Genomic DNA, 19,706 nt, shown 5'->3' on the forward strand with positions numbered 1-19,706 from the left:
AAAGAAGAGAAAGTTTGAAAAAGAATATTATGCTGGTTGTAAACCCTATCTCTGGCGATGTTGATAAATCAGAGATTATTGAGGCTGCGACTTTTTTTGCGGAAAAAGAAAACGTGAATCTGGTGATTTATAATACTTCAGGAATAGCTGATATTGAAAATATAAAAGTACTTTATAAAACGTATAAGCCGAAACGAATTATCGTGGCGGGAGGCGATGGTACAATAAAAATGGTCGCTGAGGCAATGGAAAAACAAGATGTTATTATTGGGATTTTGCCAGCTGGCTCCGCCAATGGTTTAGCTGTGGATTTGAATTTGCCAACAACAATTGAAGAGAACTTAGAAATCGCTTTTCGCAATGATTATATGGAAATTGATATGATTTCAATCAATGGAAAGAAAAGTATCCATTTGAGTGATTTGGGTGTAAATGCAGAAATGATTAAGAATTACGAAAATAGTAGTATTCGTGGGAAATGGGGGTATGCTTTACAAACGGTAACTACTTTAATTGATTTAGACGATCCGTTTATCGCGACCATTACCGGTGATTTTCCAACTATAGAATGTGAAGCAAGGATGATTGTGATAGCCAATTCCCAAAAATATGGCACCGGAGTTTCGATAAATCCAAATGGTGTGATGGACGATGGAAAGTTTGAGTTGGTTATTTTGAAAAATATGGATATCGTGGTACTAGGTAAGATCATAACTGGAAATATGCCCATAGATACCAATGATGTTGAGATTATTTCTACGGATAAAGCCTTCGTTACAACAAATATACCGGTTAGTTTTCAAATTGACGGCGAATATTGCGGAACAGAAACGAAACTGAATATTGAAATTTTACCCAAACAAATGAAAGTTGCGATACCCAATCTAAGCAGTGAAATTATTTAAATGGATTTCGTTCCTGCCAAATCGTTTTGGGCTCCAGATAGCTGAAAATTTTTGGCATGTACAAATTAACTATTTGGTTACTATGTGCTATAAGTCCATACATTTTAACAGGCTTAGCGCCAATCGAACTTTTGATTTCCAAAGCCGTTCTGGCAAAAACAATTTCCTTAAAACCTTTGTTAATAGAATAAGCAATCATGTCATATAACATATTCAAATACAGCATTTTTTCACGTTGAATACTTTCGTTATATCCCAGAAAATAGGTGTCCATCACACCACCATTTTTTATTAAAGTATTGAAACCAATTAGTTTTTCATCTATGAAATAACCGTAAAAAAGGAATTTGTCTTTAAGGATTTCTTTGAAAGTTCTAAAATGATTTTTAGGTAGAAAGAAAGTATTGAAAGGTGCATTTTTGGCTACATGAAGATACAAGTCGTAAATAGTCTCTTCAAGAGCAATGATGTCTTCGAGATGCAATTTTCGTTTTTCAATGATATCCGATTTTTTTCGAGCTCTTTTGTACTGATCTCTATATTTTTTTGAAAGAGAGTCAATGTAATCTTGTTCTGATTTCCAATTTTTATTAATTGCAAAAATCATATTGGGTTGTGTAGAAAATTTATAATCATTTTTGAATTCTGGAATCGCGAATTGATTAATTTCCTCTTTGTTGAAATCTTTATATGTAGTAATGTGAATCTTTTTACCTTTTGATCTAAATATATTTTTTAAATCTGCGGTAGCAAAATTTAATGCTTGAAAAGCTTTCTTTTTATTAATGGTATCGGATAACGCATATGAATTTTGTCCGGTCAACATGTTGTTGCCAATAACCAGTACGTGAGCGCCAAAGTTTCTGAAAACAAAATTTCGGACAGCAGTTTTGATGCATTTGTCGCGTTCGCCAAAAGATTCCAATTTGTTCAAATCTAAAAATTGGGAAAGTGCAATGCCAACTAAAGTGTCATTTTCGAAAATTCCAATGAAATGACAAGTCATGTTTTCAGGAGACGACTGTTCTAAAATTTCCAGATATTTTTTGGATAAAAAAATGTTTGAAACTGCTAAATCATTCCAAGTTATTGGAAGTTGCGCGGTGGAATTGTAAATTTTAAAAGAATATAGTGTATTCAAATTGAATTTTAATATTTGCCAAAATTAATTAATAAAGTTAAAGTATTTCCTTATGTTTCGAAATTAACTAACTTTATATAAATAAAAAAGGAAATTATGAAAACCTATTCAGAAGATACAATTCAATCCGAATTAAAAGAGCTAAATGACTGGAAGTTTGTGAATGATGGAATCGAGAAAAAGTTTAAGTTCTTAGATTTTACTCAAGCCCTGGGTTTTATAGTTCAGGTAGGAGTGATGGCTGAGAAAAGGAATCATCATCCGGAATTATTTAATGTGTACAATAAAGTGACTATTCGGTTAAGCACTCATGATGCTAATGGAGTCACTGATAAAGATTTGGAATTAGCAAAAGCTATTGAAGCTATACTATAAAAACAAATTTGCCTTATTGGTCCAAGGCAAATTTGTTACAGGTATTTATATGATTATTGCCATCCACAAATAATTCCGCCCATAAGGGTCAAACATACGATCCAGAATCCACCAGTAACAAGGGTGTATTTAAAGCTTCTTTTTTCATAGAGAGCATTGGTTCCTATAAGCGGTAGTGCAAAAAACAATCCAGCCAAAAAACCGTGTAAAGCGCCATGTTTGAATGTTCTAAAAGCGGTTCCGTAATCAGCCATGAAAGCCATATAGGAAGGTTTTGCAATGCTTGGGTCTCCTCCAATCATTCCTAAGGCTCCCGTTTGATGTATCGTGAAAGACTGAAGTACAAAGCTTATGAAAAAAGCGTACAGAAATGATGTTCCAAATATCAGAAGCATATTTCCTCCTTTCAGCTTTTCTTCGGTCAAGCCAGTTTCTTTCATCCAAATAGTTCCGAAGACTTTCGGATTGTACCAAACAAAACCTACAACAAGAGTTGACAATGCAGCAACTAAAAGGGCTAAAAAATTGATTTCCATTATTTTGACTTTAAGTGTTAGTAAATCAAATTTAATAAATTAATATTTAACATTAATAAATATTTTTTGTAAGATATAACTCTATAAATAATATAAAAGATTGCATTTCATCGATTTTATTTGTTGATTAGCCATATTGTATGTAATTTTAGTTGTGTTAAAGTAAAAAAAATCCTGTTATGAAAAATATAACTACTCTATTTTTAGCCCTTTTATTTTCATTCTCAATGTTGGCCAATGTATCTCAATCTCAGAAAGATGCGTTAGTGAAATTATATCAAGCGACAAATGGAAGTCAATGGAGTGTAAAATGGGATTTATCTTCGCCAGTTTCTACCTGGTATGGAGTTAAGTTGCAAGATGAAAAAGTAGTCTCCGTAAATTTAGCGAACAATAATTTAGTTGGCGAAATTCCAGCTGCTATTGCCGGCCTGGTTGATCTTCAAGAGTTAGACTTGCATAAAAATGTACTATCTGGAGTGATTCCATCTTCTATCGGAAATTTGAAAGATTTGAAAGTGTTAAACCTTTCTTTTAATAAATTGTCAGGAACGATTCCTTCATCTCTCTGTGAATTGAGTAATTTAAAAGATTTAGAACTTTACATGAATACTCTTTCAGGAGAATTGCCTTTGCAAATTGGCGCTCTTAAACAATTAGAGGTTTTATCATTATTCAACAATGAAATTACAGGACAAATTCCGAATTCGATTTATGATATAAAAACAATAAAAACCTTACTATTGAGTAGTAATAAACTTACCGGAGGATTAAGCAGTGAAGTGGTAAATATGACTTCTCTTGAAAATCTTAGTTTGTTTGATAACAAAATGAATGGGCAAGTACCATTAGAGTTAGAAAAGTTGAATAACCTGAAAGAAATGAATATTTCTTATAATATGTTTAATGGATTAGTATCTAGAAATTTGGCTGCATTGGATACATTAAATATGACGATGGTGAATGATAAAGGAATTGCCGTTTTATTGGACGTAACAACCGACAAAAATTCAGCAATCGCTTCTGAAGATTAGCCTATGAAAAAAAAATAGGTTAATTATTAAAAAATGAGTTTAGTTTTTTTTTTAAATAAGTTGATTTTATTAAATTTAGTTGGGAAAACCTGTGCGGCTTGCTTCACAGGTTTTTTCGTGTAAAAAAGCTTCTTCTTACCATTGTATTATTGAATCGATTAAAACTAGACGCTATCCTAAAAAGTGTGGAAGTATAAAGAATAGCGGAATGTCCAGAATTAGGTGTCCACTTTGTCAGGAATTGGGTATTCATTTTGCCCCGGAACCCTATAATAGGTGAGAGGCACACTCCGTTACTACCTGGCGGAGCTGTCTACTCAATTGTAAGAGGTTTTTATTCTTGATTCATAGGAAACGACGGTAACTACTTTTAATTTATTCTTTACATCGATAAGTATATGTTTTTTCGTCATAAACAATATTCTTATAATTTGATTTGCATATTTGATTTCCATCTTTGTCGAATATTTCCCAATCACCCATTTTTAGTCCATTTTCATAATAACTAATCATTTTGAAAGTACCATTTACATTAAAATCCATAAAGACCCCATTTGCTATATCATTTTTATAATAATAAAGATGTTGTGGTAATCCATTTTCAAAGTAATTTATATCAATTCCATTAGATTTTCCTTTTTTGTATTCTTTTTGGTAATATATCGAACCATTAAAATTATAATAGTAAAATAAACCATCTTTTTCCCCCTCATAATATTTTTCTTTTTTATTTATTTTCCTTGATGGCTTATAATTGTTTGAGTTGTAAATTTCAGAAAAAGCAAATTTACATTCAGGAGTTAACATTTGAATATCATTTAGAGGCTCATAATAATAAATCCATTCACCGTGTTTAAATCCATCTTTATAGGAACCAATCGATACGATAAAATTATTAATATAATACATCCATATTCCATCAGCATTTTGATTTAATAAATTACCTTCTCCTATCTTTTCTCCAGCTTTATTATAAAATATTTTATAACCCTCTGTTTTGCTAAAATCAATCAGCTGTTCTAAACTATTCTTGTCAATTTCATCGGTAAAAATGCTAGCTGTACATTGGTTTGTTGTAATTTTTCCATTGTAATTGTAAGCCCAAATTATCCATTTTTCACCAGTATTATTTATCCCTAAAGCACAGTTGGAATTGTCTGTGTAAATTGTAATATATTTAGATGGTACCCCTTTAAAATTATTAAAGACTTCAAAAACAATCTCTTTGTTTAATTCGCCTTCAAGTTGTACGTTTTTAATTGAAACTACCTTCCCTTGAAAGATAACATCTATTGAATTAAATAATTCAATAGATGAACTACGGTTAAACCCACAATCACACGAATATCCATTCAATGGAATCACTAAAATAAATAAACAAATAAATAAATCTTTCATAGTTTAGCTAATTACTGGTTTTTTGTAAATTATTTTCTCCATAAGCATTCTGACTAAATGAAAATGCAAAATTATAACCAAGACAAGTAGTAGCTAAACCTGTTTTGTCAGGATTAAAAGGTCCGATTTCTGATTTGAAGAAATTACATTCGACTAACACAGTTCGGGAGACACTACCTAATTTTTTTTTCTATCTCTTCAAAGTAAAATGACCTTTAAAACTTCTGCTATATTTTAGTCTAATCAAAGATACCCCATATCTTTTATTTACTGAAAATCATTTCTTAAGAAGAAGCATTATGAGATAGCGATATCCGGAGTTGGATACTTAGCTTCTGAATACTACTAGCGCTATGCACAACAATCTATTATAATTTAAAAAAAAAGGATAATATAGTATTATCATCTGGTAATATTAGCTTTTCCGTCAACTCTAATTTAACATAAATTTACAAGTGTAAAATAAACACTAACTGAACTTATTAACCAAAATGTTAAATTATGAAATTAATCATGTATTACTTTAGGCTTATAGAGACCAATTCTTTACAAAAAAAGAAACTCTTTACAATGCTTTCTCTATTGGTAGTTTGTGCTTCATTTTCTCAACAGAAAATAAAAGGTACAATTAAAGATAGTAATAATATTCCAATACCTGGAGTGTCTGTGCTGGAAAAGAAAACCAGTAATTCAGTAATTACTGATTTTGACGGGAATTATGAAATCAGTACCAAAGGAGATAATCCTACCCTGGTTTTTTCTTTTATTGGATTAAAAACAAAAGAAATTAAGGTAGATGGTAAAAGCACAATTAACCCGATTTTAGAATCAGAGGTTAATGATTTGGCAGAAGTTGTCGTAATTGGGTACGGGACGCAAAAAAAAGGCCAGGTGACCAGCGCGATTGCAACAATTAAAGCGAAAGATTTTAATGGAGGCGCCGTTCGGGATGCTTCGGAATTGATTAAAGGGAAAGTCGCTGGTTTGAAAGTTTCAAATGGATCAGGGGATCCTTTAGCTGGTCCTTCTATTTCGTTACGTGGAGTAGCTTCATTAAAGGGAGGTACAGCTCCATTAGTTTTAATTAATGGAATTCCCGGGTCATTTGACAGTGTTGCTCCAGATGAAATAGCATCGGTAGATGTACTTAAAGATGCTTCGGCTGCAGCGATTTATGGAACTCGGGGAGCTAATGGAGTTGTTTTGATAACAACAAAAAGTGTCGGTCGTGATGTTCCAAATACAGTATCGTATTCCCATTACACGGCAATGTCCAGTTTTGCTAAAAAAGCTGATTTTTTAGATGCAGCAGGGTATAGAAAAGTGCTTGCAGACAATACTATATTGAAAAAACCTTTTATAGATGAAGGTTATAGTACCGATTGGTTGGGTGAAATTTCCAGAACAGCGCATATTTCAAATCATAATATAGGATTGAAAGGCGGAACTGCTAAATCGAACTACGTGGCTAATATCAATTATGGAGATCAGCAGGGTATTTTTTTAGACTCCTATAATAAGGAACTTAAAATCTCTTTTGATGTCAATCATTATATGTTTAATGACAAATTAAAATTCAACCTTAATATAGTTAGAGGGACTTATAAAACAGGTTCCTTTGACGGAAATATTTACAGACAGGCTTTGATTAGAAATCCTACTGCAAGACCAAAAGATGATGCAGGAGTATGGACACAAACAGGTAGATTTCAATATTCTAATCCACTGGCATCTATTAGAGAATCAGATCAATTAGGGGAGTCTGATTACACAAGATTAACTGGAGGATTAACTTTGACTTTATTGCCGGGTTGGGACAGTAATTTAACGGTGTCATCTCTAAGAAATAATAGTTTTAATGGTTATTCAGAAACTAAAAAACACTATTCCAATACGTTTCAGGGTAGAAATGGCGTAGCTTCCAGATCCGATAGCAGCAGTAATACGGAAATACTTGAATTGACTTCAAAATATAACAAAACAATTGATAAGCATGATTTTAGCTTTCTGGGAGGGTATAGCTATCAGTACAGTATGTCGCAAGGTGGTTTTGCATATAATTTTGATTTTCCTACCGATGCTTTTTCCTATAATAATTTAGGAGCAGGTCAGGCTCTTTTGGATGGTAAAGCTAGTATGGGAAGTTCAAAAGAAGACAATAAGTTAATTGGTTTTTTTGGAAGAGCCAGTTATGGATTTGACAATAAATACCATTTATTAGCAAGTGTTAGAAAAGAAGGGTCGTCTAAATTTGGGGATAATTACAAGTGGGGGACATTTCCTTCAGTTTCTGCAGGATGGACAATCAGTAATGAATCTTTTCTGAAAGATGTTTCGTTTATAAAGAATTTGAAATTCCGTGCAGGCTACGGTGAGACCGGAGTTATTGTAGGACCTTCCTATTTGTCGCAAACATTACTCAATTATCAGGGGTATTTTTATAATGATGGAAAATGGGTTCAAGGTTTAGTGCCTGCCAGTAATCCAAATCCTGATTTACGTTGGGAAAAATCCCAAGAAATTAATTTAGGGGTGGACTTTTCATTTTTAAATAGTCGCATAAGTGGTAGTGTAGATGTGTATCATAAGAAAACTAAAGATATGTTGTGGGATTATAATGTTCCAACTCCTCCGTATTTATTTTCTACTATTACTGCCAATGTTGGTAAAATGGAAAATAAAGGAATTGAAATTCTTTTAAACACCATTCCTGTCAGATCAGAAAATTTCGAATGGAATTCAAGCATGACTTTTTCTCACAATGAAAATAAGCTTACAAGTCTTTCCAATGATTTGTATGAAATTCAGGGGAATTTCATAAATACTGGAGATGCCGGTGATCCAATTTCATTTTCAACACATCGATTAGAAGTAGGGCAGTCAATAGGTAATTTTTGGGGATTAAAATCAGTTGATATTACTACTGATGGGAAATGGATCATTGAAACCGAAGATGGAACCAGAAAAACGCTAACCCCCGATTTATATAATGATGACAATAAACAGTATTTAGGGAACGGTATTCCAAAATTTAATGCTGGATGGAGTAACACTTTTAAATACAAACGATTTGATTTAGGAGTAGTTCTTAATGGATCTTTTGGTTTTCAAATACTTAATTTTCAACGTATGTTTTATGAAAATCCAAACATAAACTATAATATGTTATCCTCAGCTCATGATAAAATTTATGGTAAAACACAACTTAATTATTCTCAAACCTATGTAAGTCATTATATAGAGGATGGTGATTATGTAAAGCTGGATAACGTAACGATAGGATATAATTTAGATGTTCAAAAATTAAGTTTTATTACATCAGCAAGATTATTTGCTTCGGGATCAAATTTAGCCACAATTACAGCGTATAAAGGATTGGATCCTGAAATAGCAGGAGGGAATGGATTAACAGCAGGTAATGACAGTCGGGATAAATATCCTACGACAAGGACATTTACTTTGGGAATTAATGTAAACTTTTAAATAAAAAAAAATGAAAAAGTTAAATAATAAATATAAAATAGCGCTATTAAGTTTAGTGTTATCGTTTACAGGATGTACAAATTTAGATGAGACTGTTTATAGTAACGTAACTGCTGAAGGGACTGTTTTGACTTCTGCTGATTTGTCAAACATACTTGCGCCTCCATTTGCCCAACTTAGAGATGTTTATTGGGGTTGGAATGGTTTGTTTGATGTTTATGAAGAGTCTTCAGATTTAATTGTGACTCCATTTAGAAATGGAATTGGCTGGGGTGATTTATATATTACGATGCATCAGCATACATGGGGACCTACACTGGAACATGCCGAAGGATTATGGTATCAATGTTTTGTTGGGATTAACTATGTTAACAGGGCAATTTTTCAAATTGAAAATTTAAAAAATGTAGAAAATCCAGAGGTTTATATTAATGAGTTAAGAGCACTCAGAGCAATGTATTATTATATACTATATGATAATTTTAGAAATGTTCCAATAGATACTGACTTTGTGCATCCTGTAGGGTTTTTACCTAAGCAAAATACAAGTCAGGAAGTGTACGATTTTATTCAAAAAGAGCTTACTGAAACAATACCTTCATTAAAAGAAGATAATAGCAGAGCAACTTATGGTCGCGTTACAAAATGGGCTGCAAAGATGACATTAGCAAAGCTGTATTTAAATTCGGGGGTTTATTTAGGAACGCCAAAATGGATGGAGGCTTTAAAAGAGGTAGATGATGTCATAAATAGTGGGAAATTCAGTTTAAACACAAATTATTCAGATGCATTTGCGATTGAAAATGAGAATAATGGTGAAGAAATTTTCACGATTCCTTTCGATAATAAACGTGCTGGAGGATCTTATTATCCTTATAAAACACTTAACGGATATAGTCAGGCCACTTTTAATTTGGAAGGTTCTCCTTGGGGAGGAAGCGGTGGAATTCCTCAGTTTATTGATACTTATGATACAAGCGATTCAAGATTGAAAGATTCTTGGTTGGGGGGATTACAATACACTAAATCAGGGGCGCCAATTATTATGGAAAATGGAAAACAGTTTGAATACATAAACTATATGTCAGAGGTTAATGGTACCGAGTATAATGAAGGATACAGAATGGTTAAATATGAAATAGGTGAAAAAAATATTTCTAACACCTCTAATGATGTGCCTTTTTATAGATTCGCGGATGCTTTAATGATCAAAGCGGAATGTTTATTAAGAACTGGAAATGCAGGGGAGGCAGCCAGTATCGTAAGTCAGGTAAGAGCCAGGAATTTTAAATCAAATCCAGCTAAAGCAGTAGTAACTGCAGCTACATTAATCGGTGGAAGTACCTATAAATACGGGGAGTATTCATTTGGTACAATCACTAAATTAGAAGGTGGTTCTGACATTCAGTATGGAGGATTCCTTGACGAGTTGGCTTGGGAATTTGTTGGAGAGCATCATAGAAAGCAAGATTTGATTCGTTTTGGGGTTTATACTAAAAAATCATGGTTCTCTCATAAACCAAATGGTGATTTCAGAAGTGTTTTCCCGATACCTCAAAGTCAAATGGATGCAAACCACAATCTGGTTCAAAATCCAGGGTATTAGTTATCCCTTTAGATTAAAAGCAATTCGCGGTGTAAGATAAAATTTGTATTGCGAATTGCTTTCAATTAATTTATAAAGATTTAGAGATTCACAATAATTTTTTACAAGTTGGTTACTTGTAAGTGTATGGAGAGCTGTCCTTTTATTAGGGATGGCTTTCCTGTTTAAAAAGCTAAACAAAACAAATATGAAATTGCCATGATTCAAAAATCACTAACACAAATGAAGAATGGCGATACGATATTCCTTTAAAAAATAAAACAAAACACATATGAAAAATTGCATTTTAGTATTATTGACATTCCTTCTTTTTTCTTGTTCAGAAAGCTCTTCTGTGCCTAAAGATAATCAGGAAGAAGTGATAACACCTCCCGCAAATTTTCCTTATATTTTTGGGAAAGTGCCTGTTGGTGGGAAACAAGTTTATGTTCCAAAAGAATTAAATGACAATAATTTTGATTCAAAAAGTAGTAAATGGTGTTATCAGCGAAGTGCTGCTTCCGATAATATCATTGTTTTTTGGGAAGAAGGTTTTGGAGCTAATCCAGCAATCGCCGAAAAAGAAAGTATGAGAATTAATATTGAAGAGCTCCTTACAAAAGCAGAGAAATTCTATGTTTATTATCGTGATGAGATGAAATTTGTTAATAAAGGAAATTCAAATACAGACAAGTATCGAATGATAATTATGCTGATTTATCAAAACGAATGGTTGGCAACAGGGTCGGGTTACGATGATGTTATTGGTGCTTTGTGGGTAAATCCATCTACCACTACAAATGAGTTGAGTCATGTAATAGCACATGAGTTTGGTCACACATTTCAATACCAGGTAAAATGTGATGGAAGTTACGGTTTTAGAGACCAAAATTATGTGGGAACCTTTTGGGAACAATGTGCACAGTATATGTCATGGCAATTATATCCTGATGATAAAATTAAAGATTTGCCTTTTTTTCTAAAAAATACCTATAAAAACTTTTCACACGAAGATATAAGGTACGAATCGATTTATCTTATGGAATATTGGAAACAAAAACATGGAAAAGAATTTTTAGGAAAGCTTTGGAAAGAAGCTATAAATCCAGAACATCCTTTGCAGGCATATAAAAGAATCACCAATAGTACTCAAGAACAATTGAATGATGAAATTTTTGAATATGCTTGTAAGAATATAACTTGGGATTATCCACTTGGCAAACACAATACTAATTTTATTAATTCACTGCCAAAATCGCAGCAGGAAGAATACAGACACAAAACAAAACTAATTCCTTCGACGGATAATTATTATGCGATTTCTGCCGACCAAATTCTTCAAAGTTATGGTTACAATGCGATAGAATTGGAAGCACCAAAAGTAGGTACTACCGTTTCAATAGCATTTGAAGGAATCGATAATAAGTGGAAGTCGATAGCCGGATGGCGTTTTGGATTTGTTGCTGTAAAAGCAGATTCAAAAGTTATTTATGGCGAAATGAAGCGCGATTCAAAAGGGACAGTTTCGTTTACTGCGGCTGATGATTTGAAGGAATTGTGGCTTGTGGTAACGGGTGCGCCAACAGAACATACCAATCATATTTGGGATGAAAAAACGGATAACGACGAAAATTTCTCGTATAAAATAAAATTGACAAATACGAGTCTAAAATAATATCAAACTAATCAAAAATAAATGTTTTGGATGGTACTTACCCGTTCACTTTTATAATTCAAGTTTGCGGATAAGTTATTTAATTAAGCAATTATGCAAAGAAAAGTAGCGTTTAAAATAGGATTATTTGCAAGCATATTGGTATTTCAATTACTATTGTCTTGTAAGAGCAACACAGCAGTAGCGTCTCATCATGCAGCGAAAATGGATTATACTGTTTCGATGGATGAGCCTGAAGCACATTATCTGGATGTTCATTTAGAATGTTCAGGGATAACTACTACTCAAACCAATTTTATACTTCCGGTATGGTCTCCAGGTTATTACTTTATTTTGGATACTCCAATGCATATTGTAGATTTTGATGTAATTGATGGCGATGTAAATAAATTACCTTGGCAAAAAAAATCTAAAATGCTTGGGTAGTCGAAAATGGGAGTCAAAAAAAGTTTTCAATTAGCTATCGTTTATTTGCTAATTGAAAATCGGCTACCAAGTCCTTTGTCGACAGTGAAAAAGCATTCATTATGCCTAACAATATTTTCATGCCTTTTGAAAACCAAATAAATAATCCCGTGCAGGTGACTTTTAATCCTTATAAAAAAGTTATGATATTATTGCGTACTACAACTGTAAACTATCAAATCATTGCTTAGCTAAATAAGTTGACTTGCCCTTTGCATTGTCTTTTTTATAATAACAAGCAAATTGGATTGATCGAATGTTAACGTTATTAAATAGAATGTTCCTTTTTCAACTCAAGTTTTACTAGTTAAGTATTGATAGTTTAGTATTTGTAAGATTTATTCAACAATTGAAAATATTACATGTTTCATCGCGTATTGGTTTTAGTCTTATTTTGGGTCTTAAAATTTAACTATATATGTATATATTCCTATTTTTTTATTGAATAAATAAAAAATTATGAAAAACATTGATGTTTTATCTAAAACAGGATAATATAGTATTAGCATGTGGTAATATTAGCATTTTTGTTAACTCTTTATTAACATAGCTTTACAAGTGTAAAATACACACTAACTAAAACTAAAATTATGAGAATAAATAAGCATTGCATTGGAATTGCGGAAAGGCTTCGATTATTAACTAAGATTTTAACTAACCAAAAAGCGTTGTAACTTATGAAGAAAAGAGAAGAAAGTAAAAATGTAAAACTTTCAAAAATAATTTTACTCCTATGTGTGATGTCACTTTTTAAAGTGGAAATTATTAGAGCGGGAACGTTTGATATTTCATTTGAACAAAGTCAAGACAAAATTGTAAGAGGTAAAGTTGTTAATGAAATTGGATCGCCTTTATCTGGTGTTAATGTTATTGTTAAAGGTACTTCTAGAGGTACTGTAACAAATAAAGACGGTGAATTTACCATTGATGTTCCAGAAAAAAAGAATGTATTGATATTTTCACTTATCAGCATGAAGGACCAAGAGATCGAAATTAATGGTAAAAGTGATATTACTGTAGTGATGTCCGATCAATTAGAAACTCTTAAGGAAGTGGTACTTATTGGTTATCAAAGTGTGCAAAAGAAAACGGTTACAGGTGCTATGACTACTGTAAAAGCTAAGGATATTGAGAATGTTCCTTATGCTTCTATTGATCAAATATTAGCAGGTAAAGTGGCGGGTCTTACGTCCTTAAGTACATCAGGGGAGCCTGGAGCTAGAACAGTTACTAATATTAGAGGATCAAATAGTGTAGGTCTGGGAGGCGTAAGTTACCCACTTTATGTAGTTGATGGTATAATTTATGATATTAATGATATGCCCAGTTCTTATGGAAATAATCCATTAGCATCTCTTAATCCCAACGAAATTGAATCTGTCGATGTTTTAAAAGATGCTTCCGCTTCGGCAATTTATGGTTCTAGAGGAGCGAATGGTGTTATTTTAATTAAAACAAAGTCGGGATCTAAAAATCAAAAACCTACTTTTAGAGTAAATGCATATGCGGGAATTGGTTTGAAACCTTCTTTACGAAAAGTGACTGTAGGAAGATTAGAACGTCAGCTAAAGTTAGATGCTATCAGTAAAAACTATAAAGATTTAGATCAAAATTTCAATATGGCTTTGACTGATAGTTTGAATGTGTCATTTAATAACAATACTGACTGGCAAGATCTTTTTATTCAAAATGCCAAAATTAGTAATGTTGATGCTAGTGTTAGTGGGGCCTTCGGAAAAAACCAATATAAGGTTTCTCTTGGGTATTATGATGAAACCGGTGTTATTATTGGCTACAGATTAAAAAGGTTTTCACCTACATTGTTTCTGTCCTTATACCTTAGTGATAAAATAAATTTCACTGTAAATGTTATGCCATCCTATATGGATACAGATCATGGATTTGGAAATGGAGAAACATTTCCGTTTGGTACTTGGGGATTTCCAAGTTCTTTTTGGAACCTTACAGATAAACAAAAAAAGGCATACCAAGGCCGGGCGGGAAATTTGGATGAGGACAAGAGAATGGGGCTTTTGTCAAATGCAAGGCTGAATATTAATTTGTCAAAAGACTTTCTATTTACGAGTTCGTTTTCATATAATTTCTCTGAAAATAGAAGAGACCAATTTCAAAGTACAGATATCTATGGTGGGGATAAAGATGCTGCAGTTAGTGAGAACTATATAACTGATGTAAAAGAACTTGAAAATTATTTAACGTATACAAAAAGCTTAAATGATCAACATCATTTTTCTGCTATATTAGGACATCAAGTATCTTCACAGGATAACAAAAGTTCCTATTTACGAGGTCAAGGCGTTTTGGGTAGTACTGTTTATAATATTTCTCCGGGAGCAGATTTAAGCGGTAATTCTTATATTGAAACAAAGACACGAATGGGGATATTTGGTCGTTTTAGTTATGATTTTAAAGAGAAGTACTTGTTCTCAAGTAGTTATAGAAGAGATGGGTCATCACGTTATAGTACAAGCAAGCGCTGGACCGATTTTTACTCTGTGGCAACTGGTTGGCTTATTTCCGAAGAGGCTTTCTTTGAACCTGTTAAAGAGGTTGTTAGTTTTCTTAAATTCAGAGGCAGTTATGGTGTAACTGGTAATGACCCTGCAAGTTATTATGCTCAATATAATATTTATACAGGAAATGCCAGTTACGATGGTTCATCTTTTGGGCAAAATAATCCTGCTCAGGCAACAACATATAATGGTGTGCCAACAGTATCTCAAAATTATGGTGACTTTGCAGGATCTAAAGATATAACTTGGGAAAAATACCCACAGGTTAATATTGGTATTGACCTTACTATGTTTAATAATAGAATACAAATTAATGCCGATTGGTATGCACGTGATTCTCAGGATATTTTCTACACTAATTTAGTAGCACCAGTAACATCTGGTTTTAATTTTTATAGCGGTAATACTGTAAATATTAGGAATACTGGGTACGAGTTTACACTTTCTACTGTAAACTTAGGAAGTAGCTCAAATTTTAAATGGAACACATCGTTTAATATTGCTTTCAACGATAATTATGTTACCAAATTGCCGGATGGTGGTAAAGATCTAACTGTTGGTGCTCCTTGGTTACAATATACCTTAACTGAAGGCATGCCATTATTTAATTACAGAGTATGGGATGTACAAGGGGTTTATGCATCAGATGCTGACGTGCCTACAGATCCTTTAACAGGTCAAAAAATGAAATTTTATGGAGAAACAATAAGAGTTGGAGATCCTAAATATGTTGATCAAAATGGGGATCATATAATTGACAACCTAGATAAAAAATATGCAGGTAGCCCTAACCCAAAAGCAACAGGAGGTATCTCTAATGATTTTCGTTATAAAAATTGGTCAATGTCAATATTTTGCAACTTTGTATATGGGCGCAAAATATGGAATGGTTATGTTTCAGACAGACTTAATGGATCAAAAACAACTAATCCTTGGTCAGACTGGGGTTCACGTGCAACCATTGGTACTATTCAAGATATAAATTATTATCAGGAGCCTGGCGATACTGATGCTGAATTTGGAACGTTGTTTAATAACAAAAGCAATGTAGATCGTTTCCATATCGCTAATTCTCAATTTATTGAAGACGGCAGTTTTTTTAGAATAAAGAATATAAGATTGGGTTATAATGTACCAGAAAATTTTGGTAAAAAATTAGGATTAAGCGCATTACAGTTTTATGGAATGGCAGATAATGTGGCATTGTTCACAAAATCAACTTTACCTGATCCAGAGGCTGTTGGAGCAGATGGATTTACTACAGGGAATAATTACCCATTGGCAATTAAGTTTACTGTTGGATTATCAGCTACTTTCTAAAAATCAAAAAAATCAAAAAATGAAAACAGATTATAAAAATAAATATATAACACAAGTACTAACCTTTTGTTTTGTCGTTGTATTCTTGAATTCCTGTTCTGACTATTTGGATGAAAAACCAATAAGTCAGCCCTCTAATGTTACTTTTTGGAGAAATGGTGATGATGCTAATTCTGCAGTTGCAGGAGGTTATTCACAATTAAGAAAAGCTTTGAACTCAGGATTATCGTACTATGCGCATGGAGATCTTGGCACCGATGTTTTTTCGACTGAAAGAGATCTTAGAAGTGAATTTACAGATATTATGAAATTTAAATTAGGAATATCTGTTCCTGTGACAGACACTTGGAAACCCATGTATAAAGTAAGGGATTTTTCTATATTTTATTCTGCGATAAAGCAAGCTGATTTGTGTCTTAAACACATTCCAGAAATTCCAAAAGATGAATTTACTGACTACGAAAGTCAGTATAATCAATATATAGGAGAAGCATATTTTATAAGAGCCTTTTCTTATTTTTATATGGCTCGTGTTTGGGGTAATGTGCCAATTGTTGATAGTTCCGATCCCGATGTCGTTGACATAAAAAATTATAAACGAGAAGATGTAGCTAAAGTACTGATTAAAGCCACCGAAGATTGCCAATTAGCTCTTAAACATCTTTCATGGAATTATAGTACTGATACTGATAAAGTTGTTAGAGCTAATGCTGGTGCTACTTGGGCTTTGCTTGCTCATATTCAAGCATGGTCTGGTAATTATGCTGCCTGTGAAATTGCTGCGGGTAATGTTATTGATAGTAATTTTTATAGCTATATAGATCGCAATAATTATATAGACATTTTTAGTGGTCAGTCTAGAGAATCTATATTTGAAATTGCTCAAAACTCAGAAAAAGAAGCTCAGGCAGGTGATGGTCAAAGTCTTACTAATTTTTTGCTTAGAGGGGAGTATTTGAAAACACGTTTGAATGAAAAAGAAACAATTTGGCAATTTGATCTTACGACACTAAAACAAACTTTCTTTGATGATGCTAATGATTTAAGAAGAACGAAAGGCTTTGCTGAATTTTCAAGTGACTGGCCTATTTTGCTTAAATATTCCAAAGTTATTTATACTAGTCCTACATCACCTTTAAGTGTTAATAATATAGTAATTTTTCGTTTAGCCGATATTGCTTTATTGCAGGCAGAAGCTCAAGCAGCCCAAGGTAAATATGGAGAAGCTAGAACAACATTAAATAGTATTCGTGTAATGGCTGGTTTGGAAGATTCCACTGCAGCAAATGACAAATTATTTGAGGCTATTATTCAAGAGCGTGGAAGAGAATTATTTATGGAAGGACATCGCTTTTATGATTTAGTGCGTTTAGCTCGTGAAAAGAAGGTGTATAAATTTGGGGATTCAAGTTCTAATAAAATAACAGCAAGTCAGTTCGAAAACGGAAAAAGCTATTGGCCAATACAACCAACATTGATAGAAACTAACATACTGTTTACTCAAACCGAATATTGGAAATCTGAGGTGCAATAATAATATCATTATAAATAAATATATAAAAACAGCAAGTATGAATTTATTTTTAAAAAACAGCATAATAGTTTTAATCATTTTTATGAGCATTACTGCTTGTACTAAGGATGACTACTTAACAGATAGTGGATTAGCAAAAGCTGAGACTGAATTAACGGCGTATGATTACTTAAAAGCACATAAGTATAAGATGTTTGACTCTCTTATAACATTAATAGATCATTACGATTTAAAAGAAACTATTAATTCCTCTGGGACTTTCTTTGCACCTAATGATTATAGTATAAGACGTTTTCTAAAGGTTAAAACAGATTCTCTGCGTGCAAATACTGATTCTGATGAGGCTATATATACATTTGATGATTTACTAAATGATCCAACTGTTACTTCTCATAGTATTCTGCAATATGTTTTTAAGGAAAAGATAGAATTGAATACAGTAACTACTTCTGGTCAGGAATATAAATCTTTGGCAGATACTTTGATTACAGTAAAAAAAATTAAAACCCTAGATAATGTTTATTATGAGCATAGTGATGCTCCAGTGTTTTTTCTTTACTACTGCAAGGAAGGTAAAGCAAATGAAGTATGCCAGACTACAGATATTTTAACTCAAAATGGCAAAGGCACAGTGCTTCATGTTTTAAATAATACACACGTTTTTAATCTTTTTTCAAAAGGGGTTGAAAATTAATATAAAAATAAAATAATTATGAAAAAAAATATAATTAGATCAACAATAGTAGTAGTAGCACTATTAATTGTTGGAGCCTGCGAAAAACCTGAAATAGGGCATTTAAGCGATAACATTTTTTACAATAATAGTGTCTATTATGTTGAAAGAGGGAAAACTACTTATTCATCTCCCATAGTAGCTAATGGTTCTTCATCTCCTCTAAATGTTGAGCTTCTTAAAGTAAAAGATTCAGTAGGAAATGATGTAACAGTAATTTTTAAAGAACCTCAGAAAATTAAAGTTTATGACCAACCTGTTACCTATTTAGATTCAACTATGGAACTGCTTAATTCTAGATTTAAAGATAGTGTTGTCCAGCCTTTTAAAATTAGTCCTATAGGCGGACGCATGGAGTTTACTCCAGCAACGACCTTTTTGCCAGGGGGTAGTTACACTATAGATTTAAAAGTAAACAATGTAAAAGGAGAGAAAATTATTGAAGATGCCGCTAAAATTGTATTGACAAATTCAACCGGAGTTCCTTATCGAATGGTATTCAAAAGAGTAAGAGATTATTCTGTGGGTTCTACTTTAAATAATACTGACGATGAAAATATAACAATAGATGTGAATTTTGTTCCTGGTACACAGGAGGAGACAAAGTGTATTTATAAATTTATGGATAAAAACGGTGTTGTTTTTAATCCAAAAGCAGGCGAAATTACAAGATGGCTACCAACTTGGCCATGTATAGATAATTGGGATCCTTATTTTACACCTAAGTTAACGGAAACATTAATAGAACATCAAATGCCAGGTTTAATTGGGTTTACATTTCCTTATTTTAATAGTTTAGTTGTAGAAGGACAGTCTTGGGATCAAGGAGGTGATGCTCTTTCTTATTTCAAAATTCCAAAAGGATATCTTAATGAATATGATGTAAATATACAGGTAGCTTTTGCTTTTCGTTTTTATGCACAAGGAACCTATGATATAACAGTGCATTTAAATAAATTAACTAGAAAATAATTTAAATACAATTAAG

The 19,706-nt window shown here is 32.6% G+C and carries 15 protein-coding genes; 12 read left to right on the top strand and 3 right to left on the bottom strand.

What is annotated here, in order from left to right; translation table 11 throughout:
* Positions 1-14 precede the first annotated feature (14 nt).
* Complete coding sequence (locus tag ACNQGN_RS12280; protein ID WP_417988124.1) at positions 15-905, top strand: diacylglycerol/lipid kinase family protein; 891 nt, start codon at positions 15-17, stop codon at positions 903-905.
* On the opposite strand, the gene ACNQGN_RS12285 is transcribed toward ACNQGN_RS12280, so the two are convergent.
* A complete protein-coding gene (locus ACNQGN_RS12285; protein WP_417988125.1) occupies positions 898-2,046 on the bottom strand; it encodes an 8-amino-7-oxononanoate synthase in 1,149 nt (382 codons plus the stop codon). The two genes, ACNQGN_RS12280 and ACNQGN_RS12285, sit on opposite strands and share 8 nt — an antisense overlap.
* 96 nt (positions 2,047-2,142) lie before the next feature.
* On the opposite strand from ACNQGN_RS12285, the gene ACNQGN_RS12290 reads away from it, so the two are divergent.
* Positions 2,143-2,421, top strand: coding sequence for a 4a-hydroxytetrahydrobiopterin dehydratase (locus tag ACNQGN_RS12290; RefSeq protein ID WP_417988126.1), 279 nt, complete (start codon positions 2,143-2,145; stop codon positions 2,419-2,421).
* Between the two features lie 53 nt (positions 2,422-2,474).
* On the opposite strand, the gene ACNQGN_RS12295 is transcribed toward ACNQGN_RS12290, so the two are convergent.
* A complete protein-coding gene (locus ACNQGN_RS12295) occupies positions 2,475-2,957 on the bottom strand; it encodes a DUF1761 domain-containing protein (RefSeq protein WP_417988127.1) in 483 nt (160 codons plus the stop codon).
* 179 nt (positions 2,958-3,136) lie between these two features.
* Between ACNQGN_RS12295 and ACNQGN_RS12300 the strand changes: the two genes are divergently transcribed.
* On the top strand, positions 3,137-3,991 hold the full coding sequence (locus ACNQGN_RS12300; protein ID WP_417988128.1) for a leucine-rich repeat domain-containing protein: 855 nt from the start codon (positions 3,137-3,139) through the stop codon (positions 3,989-3,991).
* Positions 3,992-4,366: 375 nt separating this feature from the next.
* On the opposite strand, the gene ACNQGN_RS12305 is transcribed toward ACNQGN_RS12300, so the two are convergent.
* Complete coding sequence (locus ACNQGN_RS12305; protein WP_417988129.1) at positions 4,367-5,389, bottom strand: toxin-antitoxin system YwqK family antitoxin; 1,023 nt, start codon at positions 5,387-5,389, stop codon at positions 4,367-4,369.
* Positions 5,390-5,890: 501 nt separating this feature from the next.
* On the opposite strand from ACNQGN_RS12305, the gene ACNQGN_RS12310 reads away from it, so the two are divergent.
* The 9 genes from ACNQGN_RS12310 to ACNQGN_RS12350 all read left to right on the top strand — a co-directional run bounded on the left by ACNQGN_RS12310 (position 5,891) and on the right by ACNQGN_RS12350 (position 19,690).
* Complete coding sequence (locus ACNQGN_RS12310) at positions 5,891-8,872, top strand: SusC/RagA family TonB-linked outer membrane protein (protein WP_417988130.1); 2,982 nt, start codon at positions 5,891-5,893, stop codon at positions 8,870-8,872.
* 10 nt (positions 8,873-8,882) lie between these two features.
* Positions 8,883-10,478: a RagB/SusD family nutrient uptake outer membrane protein gene (locus tag ACNQGN_RS12315; RefSeq protein ID WP_417988131.1), complete on the top strand. Its 1,596-nt coding sequence runs from the start codon at positions 8,883-8,885 to the stop codon at positions 10,476-10,478.
* Positions 10,479-10,749: 271 nt separating this feature from the next.
* Positions 10,750-12,132, top strand: a complete 1,383-nt coding sequence (locus ACNQGN_RS12320; RefSeq protein WP_417988132.1) for a DUF6055 domain-containing protein — start codon at positions 10,750-10,752, stop codon at positions 12,130-12,132.
* A gap of 93 nt (positions 12,133-12,225) precedes the next feature.
* Entirely contained in the window at positions 12,226-12,558 is a 333-nt protein-coding gene (locus tag ACNQGN_RS12325) for a M61 family metallopeptidase (protein WP_417988133.1), read from the top strand.
* A 101-nt stretch (positions 12,559-12,659) separates the two neighbouring features.
* Entirely contained in the window at positions 12,660-12,788 is a 129-nt protein-coding gene (locus tag ACNQGN_RS12330; protein WP_417988134.1) for a hypothetical protein, read from the top strand.
* Positions 12,789-13,274: 486 nt separating this feature from the next.
* Positions 13,275-16,451: a SusC/RagA family TonB-linked outer membrane protein gene (locus ACNQGN_RS12335; RefSeq protein ID WP_417988135.1), complete on the top strand. Its 3,177-nt coding sequence runs from the start codon at positions 13,275-13,277 to the stop codon at positions 16,449-16,451.
* 19 nt (positions 16,452-16,470) lie between these two features.
* Positions 16,471-17,985, top strand: a complete 1,515-nt coding sequence (locus tag ACNQGN_RS12340) for a RagB/SusD family nutrient uptake outer membrane protein (protein ID WP_417988136.1) — start codon at positions 16,471-16,473, stop codon at positions 17,983-17,985.
* Positions 17,986-18,022: 37 nt separating this feature from the next.
* Entirely contained in the window at positions 18,023-18,679 is a 657-nt protein-coding gene (locus ACNQGN_RS12345) for a hypothetical protein (RefSeq protein ID WP_417988137.1), read from the top strand.
* An 18-nt stretch (positions 18,680-18,697) separates the two neighbouring features.
* Entirely contained in the window at positions 18,698-19,690 is a 993-nt protein-coding gene (locus tag ACNQGN_RS12350) for a hypothetical protein (protein ID WP_417988138.1), read from the top strand.
* Positions 19,691-19,706: the final 16 nt, after the last annotated feature.

The sequence above is a fragment of the Flavobacterium rhamnosi genome, assembly GCF_048286515.1.
Lineage (GTDB): Bacteria > Bacteroidota > Bacteroidia > Flavobacteriales > Flavobacteriaceae > Flavobacterium.

Coding starts and splice junctions, on each gene's coding strand:
- ACNQGN_RS12290 (WP_417988126.1), top strand. CDS start 2,143: ATGAAAACCTATTCAGAAGATACAATTCAATCCGAATTAAAAGAGCTA.
- ACNQGN_RS12295 (WP_417988127.1), bottom strand. CDS start 2,957: ATGGAAATCAATTTTTTAGCCCTTTTAGTTGCTGCATTGTCAACTCTT.
- ACNQGN_RS12300 (WP_417988128.1), top strand. CDS start 3,137: ATGAAAAATATAACTACTCTATTTTTAGCCCTTTTATTTTCATTCTCA.
- ACNQGN_RS12305 (WP_417988129.1), bottom strand. CDS start 5,389: ATGAAAGATTTATTTATTTGTTTATTTATTTTAGTGATTCCATTGAAT.
- ACNQGN_RS12310 (WP_417988130.1), top strand. CDS start 5,891: ATGAAATTAATCATGTATTACTTTAGGCTTATAGAGACCAATTCTTTA.
- ACNQGN_RS12315 (WP_417988131.1), top strand. CDS start 8,883: ATGAAAAAGTTAAATAATAAATATAAAATAGCGCTATTAAGTTTAGTG.
- ACNQGN_RS12320 (WP_417988132.1), top strand. CDS start 10,750: ATGAAAAATTGCATTTTAGTATTATTGACATTCCTTCTTTTTTCTTGT.
- ACNQGN_RS12325 (WP_417988133.1), top strand. CDS start 12,226: ATGCAAAGAAAAGTAGCGTTTAAAATAGGATTATTTGCAAGCATATTG.
- ACNQGN_RS12330 (WP_417988134.1), top strand. CDS start 12,660: ATGCCTAACAATATTTTCATGCCTTTTGAAAACCAAATAAATAATCCC.
- ACNQGN_RS12335 (WP_417988135.1), top strand. CDS start 13,275: ATGAAGAAAAGAGAAGAAAGTAAAAATGTAAAACTTTCAAAAATAATT.
- ACNQGN_RS12340 (WP_417988136.1), top strand. CDS start 16,471: ATGAAAACAGATTATAAAAATAAATATATAACACAAGTACTAACCTTT.
- ACNQGN_RS12345 (WP_417988137.1), top strand. CDS start 18,023: ATGAATTTATTTTTAAAAAACAGCATAATAGTTTTAATCATTTTTATG.
- ACNQGN_RS12350 (WP_417988138.1), top strand. CDS start 18,698: ATGAAAAAAAATATAATTAGATCAACAATAGTAGTAGTAGCACTATTA.